Genomic DNA, 20,801 nt, shown 5'->3' on the forward strand with positions numbered 1-20,801 from the left:
CTACGGGCCGACCTCGACACGGGGATCGAACGCCACGAACCCGGAGAAGTCCTTGCCGACGCGGTCGAATGCCGAGGGGTAGGGGTTCGGGTACGACCAGGCGTAGTCGGTGTGGAGCTCGCCCTCGGTCTGCACCGAGTAGTACTGAGCGGCCCCCTTCCACGGACAGGTGTAGGGCGTGGGGCTCTCGACGAGCACTCCGGGCGTGATGGACGCCGGTGGGAAGTACCAGTTCCCCTCGATGCGGGCGAGATCACTCTCGTCGGCTTCGGCGATGACGGTTCCTGCGAGTACAGCCTTCATGGTCCTGCCTCCTCGGATGTGGGTATGAGCGTATAAGACGGTGCGGACATCGGGGGTGAGGGTTGCGCCGCGGCCGTCAATATGAGAAACAATCCGGATCCAGTTCGATGCGATCGGAAGAACGGATTGCCCTGGATTCGGGTCAGGCCCGATGTCGGGATCGATTCCCTCCGCGGGTCACGCGGAGTCGCGACCGTACCCCTCGAGCAGTCGCAGCCAGATCTCGCTGATCGTGGGGTACGACGGCACCGCATGCCAGAGGCGGGCGATCGGCACCTCTCCGACGATCGCCACGGTGGCCGCATGCACCAGCTCCGCCACCTCGGGACCGACGAACGTCGCACCGATCACGACGTCGCGGTCGGTGTCGACCACGAGCCGCGCCTGGCCCTCGAAGCCGTCTTCGTAGAGGCTCGCGCCGGCAACCCAGCCCAGGTCGTAGTCGACGGCCTTCACCGCGATGCCGGCCTTCGTCGCCTGGGCCTCGGTGAGCCCGACGGACCCGACTTCGGGAATCGAGAACGTGACCTGCGGGACGGCGGCCTGGTCGGCGGTCGCGACGTGACGGCCCCACGGGGCATCGTCGACATCTTCGCCCTGGGCACGGGCGACGATCACATCGCCGGCAGCGCGCGCCTGGTACTTGCCCTGGTGGGTGAGGAGCACGCGCCCGTTGACGTCGCCCACCGCATAGAGCCAGTCGGATCCGGGGACGCGGAGCGTGTCGTCCGTCTCGATCCAGCGACCGGGTTCCAGTCCCACGACGTCGAGGCCGATGTCACCGCTGCGGGGCGAGCGACCCGTCGCGGCGAGCACCTCGGTCGCGGTGATCTCCTCACCGCCGTCGAGGGTGATGGTCACGCCGTTCGCACCGCGATGCACGGATGTCGTTCCCGTACCGGTGCGCACATCCACGCCGAGCTCCTTCAGGCCTGCGGCGACACGCTCGCCCGCGAAGGGCTCCATTCCGCCGAGCAGACCGCTGCGGGCGATCACGGTGACGGTCGAGCCGAGTGCGGCGTAGGCGGTCGCCATCTCGACGGCGACGACGCCTCCACCGATGACGGCCAGGCTCTCGGGAAGCTCTTCTGCGCTCGTCGCCTCGCGGCTGGTCCACGGGGTGGCCTCGCGCAGGCCGTCGATGGGCGGGATGACGGCATCCGATCCGGTGCTGATGGCGACAGCATGCCGAGCTTTGAGCACGCGCTCCGCGCCGTCGGCATCCGTCACGGTCACCTCGCGCTCACCCGTGATGCGGCCGTGGCCGCGGGCCAGGTCGATGCCGGCCGACTCGAGCCACTTGACCTGACCGTCGTCCGACCAGTTGCTGGTGAACGAGTCGCGGCGGTCGAACACGGCACGCACATCGAGCTTTCCGGTCACCGCCTGCGAAGACCCGCCCACGTGTTGCGCGGCACGGAGCGCCTGCGCCGAACGCAGCAGCGCCTTCGACGGCATGCACGCCCAGTAGGAGCACTCGCCTCCGACGAGCTCGCTCTCCACGATGATCGCGGTGAGTCCGCCCTGCACGGCTCGGTCGGCGACGTTCTCGCCCACCGGACCACCGCCCAACACGATCAGGTCGTACTCGTCGGTCTTCTCCGCAGCGTTCATGCGTCGCACCTCTCCGTGAGCCGGTTACGTGGCCCAGTCTCGCTCATGAGCAACGCCGAGTCACGGGTGAGTTGTTCCCGGCGGCGTGGCGGGGAACGCCTGGGGCAGGTCATAGAGTGTGGTTCGTTGTTTGGATCGGCGGCGGAGGCCCCGCCCGCGCCACGATGTGGTCCAGCATTCTGGGCGAGGCCTTCCTCATCGCCGCCGCCTTGATGGCCTTCATCATCATCCGTGGAATCACACACGGCGTGATCCACCGTGCACAGCAGCAGTAGCCCGCAGGCGCCACCAACCCGATGCCTCACTCACTCCAATCTGAGCGTTGCAGGCTACCCCGGTCGAACGTCACCGGTTCCGCTGAGGTGACGTCGACGGATCTGCTGGGGGATCGCTCCGGGATCTACGCCGAGCTACGTTCACGGCAACGGTCGCCCGTACGAACCGAGCAGTTCCCGATAGTGGGGGTTCCTGAGTAGTTCGGGGTGGACGCTCTCAATTCGCTGGCGAACCTTAGTGAACATCCCCTCCGCCGCCCGCAGGAACTCGCTGACGGATCCCGCCGCCACGGTCTTCACATACTCAGCCATCGATGACGCGAAAGAAATCCATCAAAGAAAGTTTTGAACAATACCCGTCATCGCAAAAGCTAGCATGACGAGACCCACGAGTATGATTCCGGCGCCGACGACCCCCATCGTAAACGGCGTCTGGCGGCCCGCCGAGGCCTGAGCGGCACGCTGACCGAACATCGCTTTTTGGTTCTTGTAGACCGCGTCGTTGAGCCGCCGACGATAGCGAATGGTAAGCATCCCTAAAACGACGGCCATCAACCCAAAGATCAAATTCGGGAGAATCGTGCCAGCATGAACGAAGTTCAAGTTCACCATCCCCATCCGACGTCTGCGCTGCATCCGAGAGCTGCGCCCACCGAGACGCCGCCACCCCCATATCCTAGTGGCCCGTTCTCTTGGATTCCGCCTGAGATGTAGCCACCCACCGGTCCCATGACCGCAGTGCAGCTTCCTCCCAAATAGAGCCCCCCTTCAGACTCAGTCGATGCTCCCGCTGAGACCGATACTCCCGCCTTCAGGCCGAAACCAAGTCCGACTCGGCCCGTACCGTCGTGACCAATTGAGAGGTTGAGACAGGCACCGGCGCAGGCTGAGACAGTGAGGTCTGCAGTTCCACCGTTTTCGGGCATCCATTGCCAGAGAGGTTGCTGCTTGGGCCCGGTGCGGGTTGGCTGTGACGGTGCGGCGGGCAGCGCGGCGAGCTGCGAGATGAGCGTGGGCGTGCCACTTGCCTTGGGGCGTGACTTACTAAACGGCAATCCGCCTCCTCCTAGCCACGTTAGAGGCTTGGTCCCTGACCGTTTCGCGGCTGTCGAGCCACCGTCGACTAGTGGAGCGATGGACCATTTCTTGCCGGTGAGGTCGTGTCCGTTGATGGGATCCGTAGGCCAGGAGTAGTCGTTCGCTCCACCGCCTTCGATGGGGTCGACTTGCAGGAACCTCCCGAGGGCGGGGACATACAACCGCACGCCCATCTCCACCACCAGAGCCGACCCTGCCGATTCCGCGGGCTTCAACGCCCCCTGATGCCACAGCGTGTTCCCCGCCACCTGCCCGGAGTCATCCGACGCAGTGGTGCCGATCGCGAACGTCACCGGGTCCACCGGCTGACCAAACGGATCCCACAACAACAACGCACTCGTCGTCACCCCGGTGCGGGTCACGAGACCGTGTCCACCCAACCCGGGGAACGACCACGTCACCACCCCGGCCTGGTTTGTCCACGACACCCCACCCGGCAACCCCAGACTCCTTGTCAACTCCGCACCCGACTTCTGACCCCACGCCGCATCACCACCCGCCGCATACAGGTAGCTCGTCGACACCGCGGGGGCATCACCAGTCGGGTCAATGGTGCGTGTGGCAATGCGTCCGGTCGCATCCCGCACGATCCGCACCGTCGTGCCATCGTCATACGTCGTCCCGATGTGCCGGTTGGCCGCGTCATACGAGAACTGCATGTCGCCCAGACGAACGGTGTTCCCCCGCACGTCATAGACAATCTCCGACGCCGCCAGACCATCCGCCACCGTCGTCGCACCCGGGATCGCCCCCGTCACCGACGACGACACCAACCGGTCCGCCCAGTCATAGCAATACGACGTCGACGTCGACACCGCAGCCTGACCCGGCGCCGTCCACACATCCGTCAGACCCGTCCGGTTCCCCGACATCCCCGCCGCCGCATTCGGACCACACCCACCCGACGACCCGAACCCATACGTGAACTCATGCCCGGGGATGCTCGCCGACACCAAACGCCCAGCCGTGTCATACCCGTACGTCGACGAATACGACGTCGACCCCATCGACGACTGCTGCTTCACCACACGCCCCGACTGCGACCGCACCACAGCATCCGACACGACCTGCCCGCCGACCAGCCACTCCTGACCGATCACGCGCTCCGCCACATCCCGACCCACACTGTTCAGCGCCGAACCGTCCGGATACGTGATCTGCTGCAGCCGCTGCAACGCGTCATACGTCACCGACGCGAGCTGCTGCCCGTCGACGGTAACCGTCTTCACCTTGCCGTCGGCGTCATACGTGTACGCCGTCACCGACGCTGCACCACCGGCCGGAGTCGTCGAGATCTGCATCACACGCCCGGAAGCCGGGTCGTATGTGGGTGTGGTCACCGTGCCCCACACATCCGTGTAGCTCACGGTGCGTCCGAGCAGGTCGGTGACCGTCGTGATCGTCGAGTCGTTCGGCGAACCCGCAACCGTCACCCCGCCCGTGACAGACGTGTACCCACCACCCGTGACCCGCGTCGTCTCGGTCGTCGTGCTGGAGATCGTCGCGACCCCCGACTGGCCGACGATCTTCGACGACACGACCTTGCCGCGGGCGTCGTATCCCGTGCACGACCAGTCCGTGTCCCCGGTCGACTTCGTCGCCACAGCACGGCCCCACGCGTCATACGCGTACTCGGTCGTGATGGCCCCGCCCGAAGCCGGAGTCGGCCCCGTGGTCGACTTCGCCATGCCGTACTGCTTCGTGCCCGACGGGATGCCGCACACCGCCGGCGCGTTCTCGAGGTCGCCGTAGTACGTGCTCGTGGTCTTCGCCGTCGACGGAGCCCCGGTGACACCACCGGCCGGGAGCGTGCGCGTCAGACGCCGCAACCACCCTGCCGCGCCGGGCTGCTCGAACGTCGTCGAGGTCGTCAGCGCCAGGCCATCAGGATCGACCGTTCCGGCCGTCGCCTGACCCAGCCACGGGTGCTGATACGTCATCGCCGTCGTCGTCGACGGAGCAACCGCACCGGAAGCAGTCGTCGAATCGTCCGCCGTCGTGCGCGTGACCAGACCGTAGTCGGGACGCAGCGCCGTGCCGGGGACGATGACTCCCGTGGCCGGGGAAGACGGGGTCTTCCACTTGAGCTGCAGGGTTGCCGTCCAGGTGTCGTCGCGGAACTCGACGCGGATACGCCGGGTCTCGCCTGCCGCGACCGTGATCGGAGCGCCGAAGCGTTCCGCGGGCCCTGGTTCCCACTTGTCGGATACCAACGTGTCACCGACCCAGACCCGTGCGCCGTCGTCGCTGTAGGTGCCGAAGGTGTACTGACCGGCCTGAGGGAACGTCACCAGACCGGTGAGGCGCAGCGACCAGTCGTCGATACCGATCCCCGTTCCCGGTGACCCGGTGGCCCAATCGCGGTCGACCGCACCTCCCGCGCCCCCGATGCCGAAACTGATGAGAGTCGGCTTCCCAGCCAGGTTCGGGTTGGGGTAGTACGTGGCCTGCAGCCCCTGGAGCCCACTGTCGTATGTCGTCGCCGAGTGCGCCGGAAGGATGCCGCATCCAGTTGTGCCTGCCGGGTTCGATACCGGGCGACCATCGGATTGGAAGCACGCGGCCGGTGCCGGGCCGTACGAATCCGTCGCCCGGTCGGTGGCGGGGTCATAGATGGTCGTCGACTTCTGGCCTGCCGAACTCGTCGCCGAGAGCACCAGGTCTTTCGTCGGGTGCCACTCTTGCGTCGCCGTGACGCCCATCGGCGACGTCGATGACACCTGCCGCCAAGCCGCGTCGTAAGAGACCGTGCTGGTGGAGTCGGGAACCCCATCCAGCGTGACGGTGCTAGACCGCGCCGCAGCGTCGTAGGCGTAGGTCTTCTTCATCCGCGGCGCCGGTCCGCCATCGGCGGAAGGCAGCCGGACTGATGCGACCTTGCCCTCGGCGTAGACGATATTCGTCGCCGGCGGGTCGTATTCGCTGGGAACCGGTTGCGCGAGCAGATAGTCATTGGCCGCGGAGTCGACGACCGACTTCAGCACGTTGTTACTGTCGTAACCGAACACTGTCCGCTCCCCGCCCGGATCCTCGATCATCCACAGCTGACCACCCGCGTAGTAGAGGTTCGTCACGGGAGTGTCCGTCGCCGACAAGGCCGGATAGACGATCTTGCACAACGATCCGGCGCGGGCTGGATAGTAGTTGGGAGGCAGGGTCGGGCAAAGCGTCTGCGCCGCATCCTGATACACGAACGACACCTTGCGGTGATACGTCGACCCTTCCTTGGAGAGAGGGTCGACGATCTCCTTGACCGTGCCGTCGGAGTTGTAGACCATCACCGGCGCCGCCGGCTTCTGCCCATCAGCGACTGAGGTCGCCGACTCCACGGCACCGCCCGCCGTGAACTGATAGACCGTTCCGCCCTCGTCGGTGAACACCACGCGGCCCGCGTTGTCGAGCGAGACGACGCCATACTCTCCCGCGGGCGGGGAGTAACCGCCCGATGACGTTCGTGTGTAGGTGTGCGCACCCCCGGTCACATCGGTCAGAACGATCGCCTGCGGCTCGATCGAAGCTCGCGCCCACGCAGTGGCATCACCGGCGATTGCCGTCGATGCCGACCATCCGTCTCGCAACGGTGACCGCTGTGTCGTGAACCAGGACGCCGGAACGATTACCGGACCCTCACTGTCGGCGAGATCGTCGGCCCACAATTCGGCGTAGGCGCCCGCCGTGACCTCGTAGTAGTCGAGCTGGATCGGCACCTCGCCTGTGGACAGGTTCTGATTGGTCGACCACTCGAGCCCTGCCGCACCTCCCACCCATTTGTCGAGAATCGTCGCGTTGTCGACCCGAAGCTTCACCCCGTCGTCGTGGCGCACCCCGAATCGCCACTGAGAAGATGCGTGCGGCACCCGAACGAACCCGGTCCACCGCGCCATGAAGTAGTCGTCTGCAAGCGGGGGCCCCGGCGAACCCGTCGGCCAGTCGAACGAGATCGCGGAATCCGTCCGCACCATGAGAGGCGTCTTACCTGCGAAGGTGTATCCCGCCGGAGACGTCGGGATGTTCCCCAGCTCGTCTTTGGCGCTGAAGTACGAACCCGTCAGACCCCTGTTCGAGACGCCCTCCGACTGCGAGTTGTAACTGAACGACATTCCCATCGGGCCGCCCAGGGTGCTCACCAACGGCGAGGAGAACGACAGGTTCGCATTGCCGTTGGCGAGATTGACCGTCACGGGTCCTGTCGTGTCGAAGGGCGAGGGACCGGATGCTCCGAGACGCAGGTCGACCTTGATCTTCTTCACCCACGCCGGTGTCGTGTTCTTGCCCACTCCATCCGTGGGCTGCACGACCCAGGAGTAGATGTTCCCGTCCCGCAACGTGCCGGGCGGGACCGTCCAGCGCACCTTCCCGTCAGGGTCAGGCGTCAGCAGACCCGACGTGAACACGGCGCCCGACTTCCCGTCTGAGCCCGTGGCGATTTTGAACTCGTACTTCACCGTGCCACCGGCCGGAATGCCGTCGGGATCGCTGACCGAATCCACCTGCAGCGTCGGCGTGAGCGTGACGATGGTCTCGGCTGCTCCCACAGAGTTCCCCGGAGACGCCGTCGAATCAGGAGGAGTGGGCGGAGGCACCTGAGTGGTGAGCGTCCGCACGCCGGTCGCCCTCTCGGTGGACTGCCCCGCCCACGTGTTGTGCGCGTCGTACACCTTGCCCTGCCAGTAGTAGGTGACGCCGGGGAGAAGCTTGCCCTCCGGAACGGTCACCTGCGACGAGGTCGTCTCAGCGGTCCACACAGGAGAGCTCATGTCGGCGCTCGCCGACACCGCGAACTTGAAAGCGATCGCAGCTGAGTGCGGCGAGTAACTCGCCCCGGTCAACGAGAGCGTGGGAGTCGTCGATTGTCCTACCGCACCATCTGCCGGGGAGACCTGCGACACCGACGGATAATCCCAGTACTCCATGTAGAACGCAGTTGCCACGCGCTTGTGACTGTAGACCGAACCCGTCTCGTTCCCGCTGATGATGAACGCGACGTTCGGCACACCAGCTTTGACGTGATTCGCCGTGTTCGTGGCCACTCCGGCACCATCCGTCCAGACGGCGTCCGTGCTGATCGAGTAGTCGTCGAGCCATTGGTACAGACACCCGAAGCACTCACCGGTGGTCGAGTAGACATTGCCCAGCTGCGCGGTCGTCGCCCCCAGCCCGTCGTACGCAACCGCCAGTTGGGTGTTGCCGACGAACTTGTACGCGGCCGCGCCGGCGTTGAAGATCTCGTAGGTTCGCCAGAACACGTTGGTGTTGTTCTGGCGGGTATTGCCGACGTGCGACTGGTTCACGAACACCGCGCCATCAGACTTCAGCGACTTTAGATACGAGGGACCGATCTGCACCGTGGGATCGATGTAGACCGGATACGCGCGTTCCGCATCCTTCAGCCAAGCACCGTCGACCGCGAGCGCGTACCGCCAGATACTCCCCTCGACCTGCTCGAGACGCACGTCAGGGTTGATCAGCGCATCGGAACGCTCCCCCTCGACACCCGATGAATCCCAGGCGACGGGTGTGGGGACGTGCATCGCTACCGCACCAGTGGCATCCAAAAGCTGCAACAGCCCGTCCTCACCGAGAACCGGAACGAGATCGCCGACATCCAGGCGCCAGCTCCACTCCGCGGATGCCCGGGGCTTCGTCCTCAGGATGATGGTTTCTTTGACCCCACCCGTCTCAACCTCGTACTCGAGGTCGACGCCCGGAGCGATGTCGTCCAGACGCAGAACGTCATCGACTTTCGAACCCTCCGAGCGATCCGTCACCGCTTTCACGGGCGCGGCCTGTTCGAGGGTGAAGGACACGGCGTGCTCTCCCGCCGACAGCGAGACCCCGTTCTCGGCATCCGCTCGCTTCGCGAACGAGGGTTCCAGGGGGTGGGCACCTGTCTCCCACCGACCATCCACCTCGGTCAACCCCGTCGATATCGTGCGCCACTTCCCGTCTTCGTCGAGGACGTTGAGAGGCTGATCGGACTGCTCCTGGATGAAAGAGCCGGATTCGGTTCGATAGGTCGTCGAGAACGTGTCCCGCGCAGTAACGGGAAGACCCTCTACCCGCTCTGCAAGGTCCGCCTGCGAGGCTTTCGCCGGAGAGAGCAGGGGCAGTTTCAGCTGTCGGGCCTGCACCACCGGAACCGGCGCGGCCTCAGCTTCGAGCGAGGAGAAGTCACCGGCAGGCATCTCGGAAACCCACTCGGTCGGGGCTTCCGTATCGTCGCCGAGCCGCTCGACGTCCTCGGCTGTCAGCCCCCCGTTGTCGGGGATCTCACGCGTCTCCATCGGCGCGCTGCTGACGGTGTTCGCGGTCGTGACGAGAACGTCGCCGACGGCCATGGATTCGGGCGTGATGATCGCCAGCACGCCGACGAGAAGGCAGGCAAGACCTGCAGCGGGGAGTCTGCGCAAGACCGCGGTTCCTTTCACGGAGTCGCGGCCTCAATGCCGCACAGATAACTCATAGCGGATACTGAGGATCCAGCGCGAGCACTCCCGCATCACGAGTATGTAACTTCGTGAGAAGAACGGCCATCGGCGTGAATGCGCGCCCGGTCAGAGGCCAGACTTCTCCGACCGGAGGCGGCGGTGATGCGTGGTGTCGCTTACGCCGTCGCAGCCTCTCGCACCCGCAGGCCGTCGGCGAACGCACGCGGGTAGGCCCGTCGGAGTGCGACCACGACCAGCGTCGCCGCCACCACCTTGATCAGGTCTCCGGGCAGGAACGCGAGGCTCGACAGCGCCGTGGGCCCGAGCGGCACCGCCGTCACGAGCGCCTGCACAGGGATGCCGAATGCGTAGACGACGAGCACCCCTCCCACGAAAGCGGCGATCGCGGAGCGCCACCAGGTGAAGCGACCCGTGCGCATGAGCAGGCCGATCACGACGACCCCGGCGATCCAGCCGACGAGGTACCCGGCACTCGGTCCGACGAACACGCCGAGGCCGCCACGACCACCCGCGAGAACCGGAAGTCCGACCGCGGCGAGCGCGAGCACCAGGACCACGGCGAGTGGCGCGAGACGCGGCCCCAGCACGAGTCCGGCGAGCATGACCCCCAGGGTCTGCGCCGTGATCGGCACGCCGCTCGGAAGGGGCACGATCACCGTGCCGAGCACGACGATCAGTGCGGCGAAGACCGCGATGCGGCCGAGCGAGGCGCTCGTGTCGGTGGCGCGGGACGTGGTCATGAATCCTCCTGAACACCGTTCACCTGAACGGTGTTCATTAGAATAGGGACGCCACCCTTTCCGCGCAAACCCGCCCAGGAGTCCTCACGTCTCTCACCCCGACGCTGCGCCGCATCGCGGCCGACGACCCCGACCGCTGGGCGATCGTCGGCCGCGATGCCCGCGTGACGTACGGCGAGCTCTACACCCACTCATGCCGGATGTCGGCGGCCATCAGGCGTCTGCTCGCAACGGACACCGCTGCGGATCACCCGAGCAGGCTCGCGGATCTGCCCCCGGTGGTCGCCATCTGCCTGTCCGCCACATTCGATACGGCGCGCGCCGTCGTCGCGGTGGAGGCGGGCGACCGCATCCTCACCATCGTCGACGCGCAGTGGCCCGTCGCTCTGCAGATGCGGTCGATCGTCACATCCGGGACGGCTGCCGTCATCACGGATGTTCCTCACCTCCGGCACGCTCTGCGCGCGAGCGGATGGCCCGGTCTGGTCTTCGACCTCGCCGACCTGCTGGACGACGGATCATCCGCGCCCGAGGCACCGACCGACGACGCTCCGACCGACGGCCCTCCGATCGACACCCCGTTCCTGCTGCTGACGTCATCCGGTACGACGGGCGCGCCGAAGGCGTTCCTCAAGACGCGGTCGCAGTATGCGGCGAACATCGAGGTGTCCCGCGAGCACTTGGGCGCGCACGACGGCGTCGCGACCTTCGCACCCGGGCCGATGTCGTACAGCCTGACCCTGTACACACTGTTCGAGGTACTCGCCACGGGTGGTCAGCTGCACGTCGCCGACAGCCTGGACGAGCTGTGGCTCACCTCCCGCGTGCACGACGAGCGCATCACGCGCCTCGTCACGATCCCCGCGGCGGTGACGACACTCGTCGACGCCGCCCTCCGACATCCAGGACGGTACGACGGCATCGAGCTCATCGTCACGGGAGGGGCGACACTCTCCGCATCGACGCGAGCCGACGTCGCCGAGGCGCTCCCCCATGCCCGGAGCATCGGCTACTTCGGCACCGGCGAACTCGGCTTCATCGGCGACGATCGCGCCGGCGACGAAGCCATCCGGCTCTACCCGCAGGTCGAGGCCTGCGTCCGTGGCGATGACGGCGACGACCTGGCTCCCGGCGAGCTCGGCAGTCTCTGGGTGCGCTCGCCCTCCTGCTCGACCGACTACCTGCCGAAGACGAGCACGACATCGTTGACGGACGCTGACGGCTGGGCGAGCGTGCACGATCAAGGGCGACTGCTCGGCCGGGACTTCACGTTCGTCGGCCGAAGAGGCGACGTCGTCACGACAGGCGGACACACCGTCGCGCTCGACGAGGTCGCCCGCGCGTTCGAAGGGATGCCGGGCCTCAGCGCCTGTTGCGCGATCACCGAGAGCGATGAGCGTCTCGGCACGCGTATCGCGCTGGTCACCGAAGGCGTCGCCCCACCCGCCGCGGACCTGCGCCGGTGGGCGAAACAGCATCTCGCCTCGGCATCCGTTCCGCGCCGCTGGTACGCACTGTCGGAGTTTCCGCGGACCGTCGGTGGGAAGATCCGTCGCGCCGCCGTCGCGGATCTCGTGGCGCTCGGGAAGGGGCGAGCATGAACGGCAGGCGATCCGTGGTCATCACCGGTGTCGGCGCGGTCACACCGAGCGGACTGACGGTATCGGCGTCATGGGCGTCTGTGCGCGCGGGACGAAGCGGCATCACCCGCCTCCCTCCGGAGATCTCCGGCTCAGGCCCTGTGCAGGTCGGCGGAGTGGTGCACGGCTTCACCACCCCGGTCGATCTGGCGGCATCGCTCGCCCGGCACCTCACCCCGATGCAGCTGTGGGCGATCACCGCCGCCGATGAAGCACTCGCCGACGCGGGCGTCCAGGGGCAGCCGTGGCAGACGGATGTCGCGCAGGTGATCGTCGCGACCGGTTCCGGGCCGGTAGATGCGACCGTGCGAGCCGCGGGCGCGCTGCGGGACCACGGGGCGCGTCGGGTGCCGCCGAGGCTCACGGTGTACGGAACGGCGGATGCGATCGCCGGCGTGCTCAGCAGACGGTACGCATTCCTCGGTCAGACCCATGCGGTCGCCGCGGCCTGCGCGAGTGGAGCGGTCGCGATCGGGGAAGCCCTTCGACGGATCCGCCACGGCTACGCCGACACCGTGCTGGTCGTCGGGATGGAGGATTGCCTCAACCCGCTGCACCTCGCCGCGCACGCGAACCTCCGCTCGGTCGCGACGGGCTTCGGCGACGACCCCTCGTCGGCCTCACGCCCCTTCGACCGCGCCCGCACGGGCTTCGTCATGGCTCAGGGCGCGGCCGCCGTACTGGTGGAATCCGCCGATGCCGCACGGGAGCGCGGCATTCGGCCCCTCGCGACGATCGCCGGATTCGGCGCGACCAGCGACGCACATCACGCCACCGCGCCCGACCCTGCCGCCGCGGGGGCGACGAGGGCGATCAACGCCTGCCTCGCGGACGCCGATGTCGACGCCGCCGAGATCGACCACGTGAACACGCACGGCACGGGCACCGTCCTGGGCGATGAGGCCGAGCTGGTCGCGCTCACGCAGGCGCTCGGCCGGAGAGCATCGTCCGTTCCCCTCACCGCGACCAAGTCGACGACCGGACATCTGCTCGGTGCGGCCGGCGTCGTCGAGGCCGTCATCATCGCGATGACGCTCCGCGATCAGGTGCTGCCCCCGACGATGAATCTGTCGCATCCGTGTGCCGACGACTGGGACTTCGTACGCGACAGGGAACGACCGCATCCGGTCCGCACCGTGCTGTCGACCTCGTTCGGCTTCGGCGGCCACAACGCGGCGCTGCTGCTCACCGCGAGCGAATGAATCACGCCGAGGTCAGCGCACCGGCAGGAAGTGCGTCGGGGTCGGAACCTGCGCCTCGTGACGGATACCGAGGGGCGCGCCCGTGCGCTCGTCGAGGTCGATCAGCGTGATCGTGTCGGAGCGCTGCCCCGCGACGAGCATCTTGCCCTCGTGGACCAGATGATGCCGCGGCCAGTCGACACCGGAATCGGCGAGCGCCACGGATTCCAGAGACTCGCCGCCACCCCACACCCGCAGCGCGGCGATGGTGTTGCTGCCGCGCAGAGCCGTGTAGAGGAACTGTCCGTCGCGCGTACGTGCGAGTTCTGCCGGGAAGTCCGTCCCCACCTCGGCGATCGGGCTCGTCAGGGTCACCGACACGACACTCCAGGTGCCGTCTGCCGCGCGCGCGAGGGTGAAGACCTCGCAGGAGTACTCGGTGACCACATGGAGGTGTCCGCTGGGGTGCAGGACCATGTGCCGCGGTCCGGTGCCGAGCGGGAGCACGACCTCGTGGTCGAGCACGAGCCCACTGCCGCTCTGCCGCCAGAACCGCACGAGGTCGAAGCCGAGGTCGGTCGTGGCGACGCGTCCGTCGGGCAGGAAGACGGCAGCGTGCGCGTGGGAGACGCGGTCGCCGCCCACCCCGTACGGGTCGATCGCGGCGACGCCGTCGCCGGGCGGAGTCGCAGCGGCAGCATCCGGGTCGGCGTCACCGAACAGTGCTGCGCGGAGCGCCGCCGCGGCATCCGGCTTCGGAGGCACGATACGGCCTTCCGCATCCAGGTCGAACCGCACCACGCGACCGTCGCCGTAGCAGCTGGCGATCAGGGCCGAACCGTTCGGCGCCACCGCGACGTGGCAGACGTACTGGCCGACCGGCGCGGGCGCACCCAGCGGCGCAAGGGCGGCCTCCCCCGCGCGTGAGAAGGCCTGCACCGCGGAGTCGCCCTCGAGTGCCGCGTAGACGACATCGAGGGTCGGATGCTGCGCCAGCCACGACGGCGACGGCGTCTCGACCACGGCACCGCGGTAGGCGAGAGTCGAGGCCTCGCGGCCCTCATCCCCCGCGAGCAGGCCGATGCCGTCGGCCGAGCCGTCCATCGCGGCACCGTAGCCGCCCAGCCAGAAGCGCGTCACGGGCGCGGGTCAGTCGAGCAGACCGTGGCGGACGATGACCTGGTCGCGCTCCGGGCCGACGCCGATCACCGAGATGCGCGTGTTGCTCATCTTCTCGAGCGCCAGCACATAGTCCTGCGCGTTCTGCGGCAGGTCCTCGAAGGTGCGCGCGACCGAGATGTCCTCGTTCCAGCCGGGGAAGTACTCCAGGATCGGCTTCGCGTGGTGGAAGTCGGTCTGGTTGACCGGCACCTCGTCGAAGCGTTCGCCATCGACGTCGTAGGCGACGCACACCGGGATCTGCTCGAGACCCGTGAGGATGTCGAGCTTGGTGAGCACCAGGTCGGTGATGCCGTTGATGCGCGTCGCGTAGCGAGTGATGGGAGCGTCGTACCAGCCCACCCGGCGCGGACGGCCGGTGGTGGTGCCGAACTCGAAGCCCTGCTTGCGCAGCCACTCGCCCTGCTCGTCGAAGAGCTCGGTCGGGAACGGACCCGAGCCGACGCGAGTCGTGTACGCCTTGACGATGCCGACGATGCGGTCGAGCGCACCGGGGCCGACGCCCGCACCCGTCGCCGCGCCTCCTGCAGTCGCCGAAGACGAGGTCACGAACGGGTAGGTGCCGTGGTCGATGTCGAGCATCGTGGCCTGGCCGCCCTCGAACACGACGACCTCGCCGCGGTCCAGGGCCTGGGCGATCAGGTAGCCGGTGTCGGCCACCATGGGCCGCAGCCGCTCGGCGTACGACAGCAGGTCTTCGACGACCTCGTCGGCGGTGATCGCACGGCGGTTGAAGATCTTCACCAGCAGATGGTTCTTCTGGTCGAGGGCGCCCTCGACCTTCTGGCGCAGGATGTTCTCGTCGAACAGGTCCTGCACACGGATGCCCACGCGATTGATCTTGTCGGCGTACGCCGGGCCGATGCCGCGACCGGTCGTGCCGATCATGCGCTTGCCGAGGAAGCGCTCGGTGACCTTGTCGAGCGTGCGGTGGTACTGCGTGATGATGTGCGCGTTGGCGCTGACCTTGAGTCGCGAGACATCGATGCCGCGGGCGGCGAGCGCCTCGAGCTCGAAGAACAGCACCTCGAGGTCGACCACGACGCCGTTGCCGATTACGGGCGTCACGCCCGGAGACAGGATGCCGGAGGGCAGCAGGTGCAGCGCGTACTTCTCATCGCCGACGACGACGGTGTGCCCGGCGTTGTTGCCGCCGTTGAACTTCACCACCCAGTCGGTGCGCTCACCGAGAAGATCGGTGGCCTTGCCCTTTCCTTCGTCGCCCCACTGCACGCCGACGATAACGATTCCTGGCATGGGTAACCCCCTGGCTTTCGCCGGGTTTGCACCGGCCGATGAGCTGGCCCTCTTCGGGCGGTCCCATCCTATCGGGAGGGCTTCGGTGCGCCTTTCGGGGGAGCGTCGGGGGCGGTCAGAACACGTACAGCTGGCCGAGGATCAGAATGACCACGAAGAACGCGACGGCGATCGCGCCGATGATCGTGAGGGTTCGCGCCGAGAGCTTCGCGACACCCCACCCCACGAGGAAGGGAAGGGCGAGGAGCATGATCGCGACGATCCACCAGAACGCCGTATAGCCGCCGACGGTCGCCTCCGACAGTCGGCCTCCGAACAGCTGCTGGGACATCGGATGGGTCGCGAAGCGCACCGCCGCGCTGATCGGGACACCGACGAAGACGAACACGATGAGTCCGATCAGCGCGCCCCACAGCGCCGGGCTGCCGCCGCCGCTCAGCACCCCTCCGTGAAGTTCGGGCTGGTGCTGCCGCTGGTTCTTGTGCTCCGTCATGGCACAGGAGCATATCCGTCTGGATGCACGCAGGGTGGTCGATTCCCCACTCTTCGCCGGCGCGGGCACAGAAGTCACCCGGGTGGAAGTACCAGGGATTGCATGTTTCGCCCCATCATCGACGGCCCACACGCAAGGCGACGTCGGTTCGCGCCTCGGCGGCAGTGCGGACGAATCGGTCGATGCCCTCCGGGTGCGCATCGCTGACGTTCAGCAGCACGTGGAACGGGATGGGCGGACGCGCATAGATCTCGGGGCTGTCCACGGCTGCAGACCAGGATTCTCCGGCCGAATGGAGCGTGCGCAAGAACGCTTCGACATCAAGGGGATCGTCGACGAGAACCTCTTCCGCGCGCTCGACGACGAGCACGTAGGCCTTGGCCGGCAGCCACTCGTCCAGAGATCGGAGGCAGTCGCTCAGCGCCGACCAGTTCTCCCCGAATCCGTCGAAGAACTGGAGCGCGGCTCCGAACTCGTTCATCAGTCCTTCGTAAGAACGCATCTTCCACCCGCGGAGCGTCCGCACACACGCGTCATCCAGCTCGGCCGTCATGTAGAACGACGATGGAATCCACTTCTCGCGCCCCTGCTCGCCGTGTCCGACGTACACCCACGGACCTTCCGTCGCCCAGAGGAAGCCCCTCGCGGTCGACGTCGGGCCGACCTCTCCCCCTTCGAGCGTCATCGCCGCCCCTCGGCGGCTCGGTTCCGTGCGTTGGCCTCGATCTCTCGCACCCGCGCGTAGTGCGCCTCGATGCGCAGGGCTTGCGGTGATTCGGGGGCGGGATACCTCAGAGACGCCGGCATGACCGCGGCCGCCTCGGCGCACCGCCCGTCGCCTGCGGGATCGAGCACCCCTCGGAAGCCGGCGGGGATCCACGGATCGCCGCTCAACCGAAGGAGCTCCTCCGCCTCGGCCGGGTGCTCCGTCCAGCGGTGCAGAGTCCCCTGGCCGTTGGCCTTCGTGCGGATGGGATCGAGATGCGGAGCGACCATCTCGGCGTATTCCGGCTCGAACCAGGTCATCCATTGCGGCGCGGTCGGCAATCCGCTCCACGGGTCTTTGAGTTTGACGTCCATGAGCGGGTGGGCGGTTCCGTACCGATTCGTATTGACCTCGGCGAACGCGAAGAAGGCCCCGGTCCGTTCGGCGAGTGCGACGAAGAACGGCTCGATGGCGTCAAGAGCTTTGAGCTTCTCGAGCCGATCGAGCTCGAACTTCAGTCGGATCGATTGAGCTCGGCGCTCCAGGTCGTTCGTCCAGCCGTCGATGGTCCCGTGCTCGATCGGCTTGCCCGCGAGGATGAGATCGCCGAGGTAGCAGTTTGCGCGGTACATCCCGTCAAACGTCGCATCGTCGTCGCGGGGGAACCTCCCCTGAAACGGTTCGTGCGTGCCGAATCGCGACGGCACCCCTGGTCTGAAGAACTCGCGCGCCGTGCGGAGGTAGATCGCGGCGAGATCCTTATCGTGTGTGTCATCGAGCAGTCGGTACCAGCGCAGATGCAGGAAGCGGGGGCGCTCCGGCTGCGGTTCCGGCTGCGGTTCCGGCTGCGGCTCGTAGGTCTGCGGGTCGATCACCGTGCCGTCGACGCGCTCCGCCAACCGTGCGGCGAAGGCCGACGCCGTCGCCAGCTTCGTCTCGTCGACGCTGAACGAGAACCCCGCTCCCGACGTGACGTCGTACGACACGTGGATGCTGTAGAGCACCGTCGCATCCGCGACCTCGGTCCACTCCGCCGGGATATCCTCCGGCTCCACACGATCGGGGCCGTCGAGCTCGAACGCCATCTCGCGGGTGCGCTTGTCGACGATCGACGAGATCGTCTGCGATCGCCGATCGACCTTAGCCTTCAGCCCGCGCAGTGACGAAACCACTTTCGCCAGGTCCCTCGCCGTCAACGAGACCTTCCCGTACACCTCGAGGTCGTATGACACCTATCCCGCCTTTCGATTCGTCTGTCTCGTCCTGCCGGAAGCGCTCCACACGCTCCGATCGCAGGCCCTGTCACTCCCCCCGCGGAGAGCGACAGGGCCTACGAAGAGAGCAGAGGCACGCCGTCCGAGGAGCCTCCTACGGTGCGGTCACCCAAGGCTCGCCGAAGACCCATGCGGTGTCAGGGATGTAGTTGGCGGCGTCGTCGCCGTTCGGCACTCCCGCACTGAACGTCGCACCACCATAGACGAGACCGTTCTGGTGCATGCGAAGCTTGCGCCACGGATCACGGGCGGCCGGGAAAGAGAGTCCCACGCCGAATTCCGCGTCCTCTGCGCACCAGGTCGCGTTACGGCTGCTGGTCGCAGAAGGCGTGGCCAAGACGATGTAGCCATCCGTCGTCGTGGAGATGTTCAAGTACTTCCCGGGAGATGCGACCGACTCGAAGCTGTAGCACTGTGGATCCACCAGCCCCTGCACTACCCGGAACGTCGCTGCTTGACGCTGAGCGAGCGGTGAGGAGGCAGTGACGTTGCCGACGGATGCTTGCGCCGCGGCAGGCACGGCCGTCAAGGACTTCCCACCGACGACGGTGCGCAGCGAAACGTAACTGCCGATCGTCGCGACGTCGGAACGCATCTTGGTGACGTTCTTGTACGTCCATCGTTCGACGCTCGCGCCCGTGGCGGCCCGCAAGGTGAGAGTCGTCGATGTCGGCGCTGTGAGCACCTTGCCGGAGGCGACGTTGACGATGCTCACTCCGCCCGAGGGCTGGTCGGCGAATGTCCACTGCTGACGAGTGTCAGTCGTAGCGCACGCAGCCTGCACGACCCCGCTGCCCGCAGCATCCGAACTCGCGGCGCACATGGGGCGATGTGCGTAGTTGCGCAGGCCGAACACGGTCGGTGTGATCTCGATCAGTTCCCAGCGGCGCATCTGGGGGTTCAGGGTGCAGCCCACGGGAGCCAGGACAGCCCCGGCGTTCGGACTCGAGGCCGCGCTCTTCGTCGAGAAGCATGTGCCTGGTTGGCCGATGCTCTCGATCTCGAAGACCTGACCTCCTGCGAACGTGGGCGCGGCCCAGGGCTCGCCGATGACCCATGCGGTATCGGGAACGTAGCCGGCCTGATCATCGCCGTTGGGCACGCCCGCATTGAAGCTGGCGCCGCCGTAGACGAGACCGTTCTTGTGTGAACGCAGCATCCGCCAGGAATCGCGAGCCGCGGGGAACGAGAAGCCGACTCCGTGCGCCGCATCCTGCGCACACCAGGTCGCGTTGCGCGTACTGGTGGGAGAAGGCGCGACCAGCACGATGTTTCCGTCTGCCGTCGTGGAGATGTTCAGGAACTTGCCCGGCGAGGCGATCGACTCGAAGCTGACGCACTGCGGATCGATCAGACCCTTCACGACCCGGAACGTCGATTCCTGGCGCAACGCGAGAGGTGACGTCGCGACGACATCCTTGACGTTCGCCTGGGCGGTGGTGGTCGCGGTGAGGGACTTGCCTCCGACGGCCGTGCGCAACGATACGTAGCTTCCCACGGTGGCAGCGTCGTAACGCATCTTCGCGACGTTCGTGTACTTCCATCGATCGACGTTCGCGCCGGAATCCGTCTTCAGCGTGATGGCCGTCGTCGAGGGCGCTGCGAGAACCTTGCCGGACGCGATGTTCACGACACTCACCGTGCCGGCGGCCTGCTCGCGGAACGTCCACTGCTGCTTCGGATCGGCGGGCGCGCAGGCGGCCTGCACGAGGGCGCTGCCTGCGGCATCCGAACTCGCGGCACACATCGCGCGGTCGACGTAGTTGCGCAGGGCGAAGACGGTCGGAGTGACCTCTACGAGCTCCCACCGACGCATCTGGCCGATGAGCGTGCAGCTCGACGGAATCACCACAGGCCCCGCTGAAGAGTTCGACGCTGCGTTCTTGGTCGACATGCACGCGCCCGCCTGAGCGATGCTCTCGATCTCCAGCACCTGACCGGCGCTGATTCCGGCGAGCTTCCGGCCGTTCTCGATGGTCGCGGTGACCCAGGGTGCGATGACATCGCCGCGGGTCGCCGTGATCGATGCGGTGCCTGCGGGGAGGCCGGAGCCGTAGCAGCCAGCCTGTGATGCCTGCGACGCGACAGCGACGAGTGTCTTCGTGCCGTTGATGTCGCGGATGCCGGGGGCGCCGCCGTCACCGAGACAGAGCGAAGCACCGGAGGCTGCGGTGGTCACTGTGGCCGTGTTGAGGGACGTGACCGGGTAGGTGTTCGTCCGAGAGGTGAGCGGGACCCAGACGGATGCGGTGCGCCCGAAGCCCGTGAACGCGATGTCCTGGCCTGCGACCGGGGCGGCCGTCGCGACCGGCATCGGGGTGATGTCATCGACAGGTGCCTCCAGCTTCGCCAGAACCACGTCCTGACCGTTGCCCGCGGGCTCCAGGTGAGTGACCTTCACGCCCAGATCGCCGGTGCCGCTCATCGTCTTGTCGTTCGCGACATCCGGGCCGAACAACGCCCGTGCCGGAGCGGCAGGGGCACCCGCAGCGAGGGTCGTCGGGTCGGCCGCGAAGCAGCTCGCCGCAGTCAGCACCCACGAGCGGTCCACCAACGTGCCCGTGCAGGATCCCAGACCCGTGCGGATCTTCG

Annotated in this window: 14 protein-coding genes; 3 read left to right on the plus strand and 11 right to left on the minus strand. The window is 67.0% G+C overall.

Annotated elements, in window-relative coordinates; all coding sequences use genetic code 11:
• Together GLO27_RS18760 and GLO27_RS18765 are read right to left on the minus strand one after the other, a co-directional pair.
• Positions 1 to 303: a DUF427 domain-containing protein gene (locus GLO27_RS18760; RefSeq protein ID WP_021200122.1), complete on the minus strand. Its 303-nt coding sequence runs from the start codon at positions 301 to 303 to the stop codon at positions 1 to 3.
• Between the two features lie 177 nt (positions 304 to 480).
• The gene (locus GLO27_RS18765) at positions 481 to 1,917 is read right to left on the minus strand and encodes an NAD(P)/FAD-dependent oxidoreductase (RefSeq protein WP_167256417.1); all 1,437 of its coding nucleotides are present in this window, start codon (positions 1,915 to 1,917) and stop codon (positions 481 to 483) included.
• 116 nt (positions 1,918 to 2,033) lie between these two features.
• Here GLO27_RS18765 and GLO27_RS18770 point away from each other — a divergent pair, with 116 nt between their 5' ends.
• Complete coding sequence (locus GLO27_RS18770) at positions 2,034 to 2,192, plus strand: hypothetical protein (protein WP_167256419.1); 159 nt, start codon at positions 2,034 to 2,036, stop codon at positions 2,190 to 2,192.
• Positions 2,193 to 2,525: 333 nt separating this feature from the next.
• Here GLO27_RS18770 and GLO27_RS18775 read toward each other — a convergent pair whose 3' ends face one another.
• From GLO27_RS18775 to GLO27_RS18785, 3 genes are all read right to left on the minus strand, one after another.
• Positions 2,526 to 2,804 (minus strand): hypothetical protein, encoded by a 279-nt coding sequence (locus tag GLO27_RS18775; protein WP_167256421.1) that lies wholly within the window; start codon positions 2,802 to 2,804, stop codon positions 2,526 to 2,528.
• The gene (locus GLO27_RS18780; RefSeq protein ID WP_167256423.1) at positions 2,798 to 9,700 is read right to left on the minus strand and encodes a PA14 domain-containing protein; all 6,903 of its coding nucleotides are present in this window, start codon (positions 9,698 to 9,700) and stop codon (positions 2,798 to 2,800) included. Before GLO27_RS18780 ends, GLO27_RS18775 begins: the two co-directional genes overlap by 7 nt.
• A 194-nt stretch (positions 9,701 to 9,894) precedes the next feature.
• Positions 9,895 to 10,479 carry a biotin transporter BioY gene (locus GLO27_RS18785; protein ID WP_167256427.1) on the minus strand — a complete coding sequence of 195 codons (585 nt, stop codon included), beginning with the start codon at positions 10,477 to 10,479 and terminating at the stop codon, positions 9,895 to 9,897.
• Positions 10,480 to 10,592: 113 nt separating this feature from the next.
• On the opposite strand from GLO27_RS18785, the gene GLO27_RS18790 reads away from it, so the two are divergent.
• Complete coding sequence (locus GLO27_RS18790) at positions 10,593 to 12,080, plus strand: class I adenylate-forming enzyme family protein (RefSeq protein ID WP_292775024.1); 1,488 nt, start codon at positions 10,593 to 10,595, stop codon at positions 12,078 to 12,080.
• Positions 12,077 to 13,321 carry a beta-ketoacyl-[acyl-carrier-protein] synthase family protein gene (locus tag GLO27_RS18795; protein ID WP_021200115.1) on the plus strand — a complete coding sequence of 415 codons (1,245 nt, stop codon included), beginning with the start codon at positions 12,077 to 12,079 and terminating at the stop codon, positions 13,319 to 13,321. The genes GLO27_RS18790 and GLO27_RS18795 overlap by 4 nt, the downstream gene beginning before the upstream one ends.
• Before the next feature lie 12 nt (positions 13,322 to 13,333).
• Here GLO27_RS18795 and GLO27_RS18800 read toward each other — a convergent pair whose 3' ends face one another.
• The 6 genes from GLO27_RS18800 to GLO27_RS18825 form a co-directional block, all read right to left on the minus strand.
• Positions 13,334 to 14,440 (minus strand): beta-propeller fold lactonase family protein, encoded by a 1,107-nt coding sequence (locus GLO27_RS18800; protein ID WP_167256429.1) that lies wholly within the window; start codon positions 14,438 to 14,440, stop codon positions 13,334 to 13,336.
• 9 nt (positions 14,441 to 14,449) lie between these two features.
• Entirely contained in the window at positions 14,450 to 15,736 is a 1,287-nt protein-coding gene (locus GLO27_RS18805; RefSeq protein WP_029260850.1) for an adenylosuccinate synthase, read from the minus strand.
• A gap of 115 nt (positions 15,737 to 15,851) precedes the next feature.
• A complete protein-coding gene (locus GLO27_RS18810; RefSeq protein WP_021200112.1) occupies positions 15,852 to 16,229 on the minus strand; it encodes a hypothetical protein in 378 nt (125 codons plus the stop codon).
• A 115-nt stretch (positions 16,230 to 16,344) separates the two neighbouring features.
• Positions 16,345 to 16,914, minus strand: a complete 570-nt coding sequence (locus GLO27_RS18815; RefSeq protein ID WP_167256431.1) for a barstar family protein — start codon at positions 16,912 to 16,914, stop codon at positions 16,345 to 16,347.
• Positions 16,911 to 18,167 carry a hypothetical protein gene (locus tag GLO27_RS18820; RefSeq protein WP_167256433.1) on the minus strand — a complete coding sequence of 419 codons (1,257 nt, stop codon included), beginning with the start codon at positions 18,165 to 18,167 and terminating at the stop codon, positions 16,911 to 16,913. Before GLO27_RS18820 ends, GLO27_RS18815 begins: the two co-directional genes overlap by 4 nt.
• A gap of 136 nt (positions 18,168 to 18,303) precedes the next feature.
• Positions 18,304 to 20,801 (minus strand): AbfB domain-containing protein (locus tag GLO27_RS18825; protein ID WP_167256435.1); only part of this gene is annotated, 2,498 nt, incomplete at its 5' end.

This window comes from Microbacterium sp. Be9 (genome assembly GCF_011754135.1).
GTDB classification, from domain to species: Bacteria; Actinomycetota; Actinomycetes; order Actinomycetales; family Microbacteriaceae; genus Microbacterium; species Microbacterium maritypicum_A.

Bases quoted from the DNA above. Each gene is read 5' to 3' on its own strand.
- GLO27_RS18760 (WP_021200122.1), bottom strand. From the start codon at position 303: ATGAAGGCTGTACTCGCAGGAACCGTCATCGCCGAAGCCGACGAGAGT.
- GLO27_RS18765 (WP_167256417.1), bottom strand. From the start codon at position 1,917: ATGAACGCTGCGGAGAAGACCGACGAGTACGACCTGATCGTGTTGGGC.
- GLO27_RS18775 (WP_167256421.1), bottom strand. From the start codon at position 2,804: ATGGTGAACTTGAACTTCGTTCATGCTGGCACGATTCTCCCGAATTTG.
- GLO27_RS18785 (WP_167256427.1), bottom strand. From the start codon at position 10,479: ATGACCACGTCCCGCGCCACCGACACGAGCGCCTCGCTCGGCCGCATC.
- GLO27_RS18795 (WP_021200115.1), top strand. From the start codon at position 12,077: ATGAACGGCAGGCGATCCGTGGTCATCACCGGTGTCGGCGCGGTCACA.
- GLO27_RS18805 (WP_029260850.1), bottom strand. From the start codon at position 15,736: ATGCCAGGAATCGTTATCGTCGGCGTGCAGTGGGGCGACGAAGGAAAG.
- GLO27_RS18810 (WP_021200112.1), bottom strand. From the start codon at position 16,229: ATGACGGAGCACAAGAACCAGCGGCAGCACCAGCCCGAACTTCACGGA.
- GLO27_RS18815 (WP_167256431.1), bottom strand. From the start codon at position 16,914: ATGACGCTCGAAGGGGGAGAGGTCGGCCCGACGTCGACCGCGAGGGGC.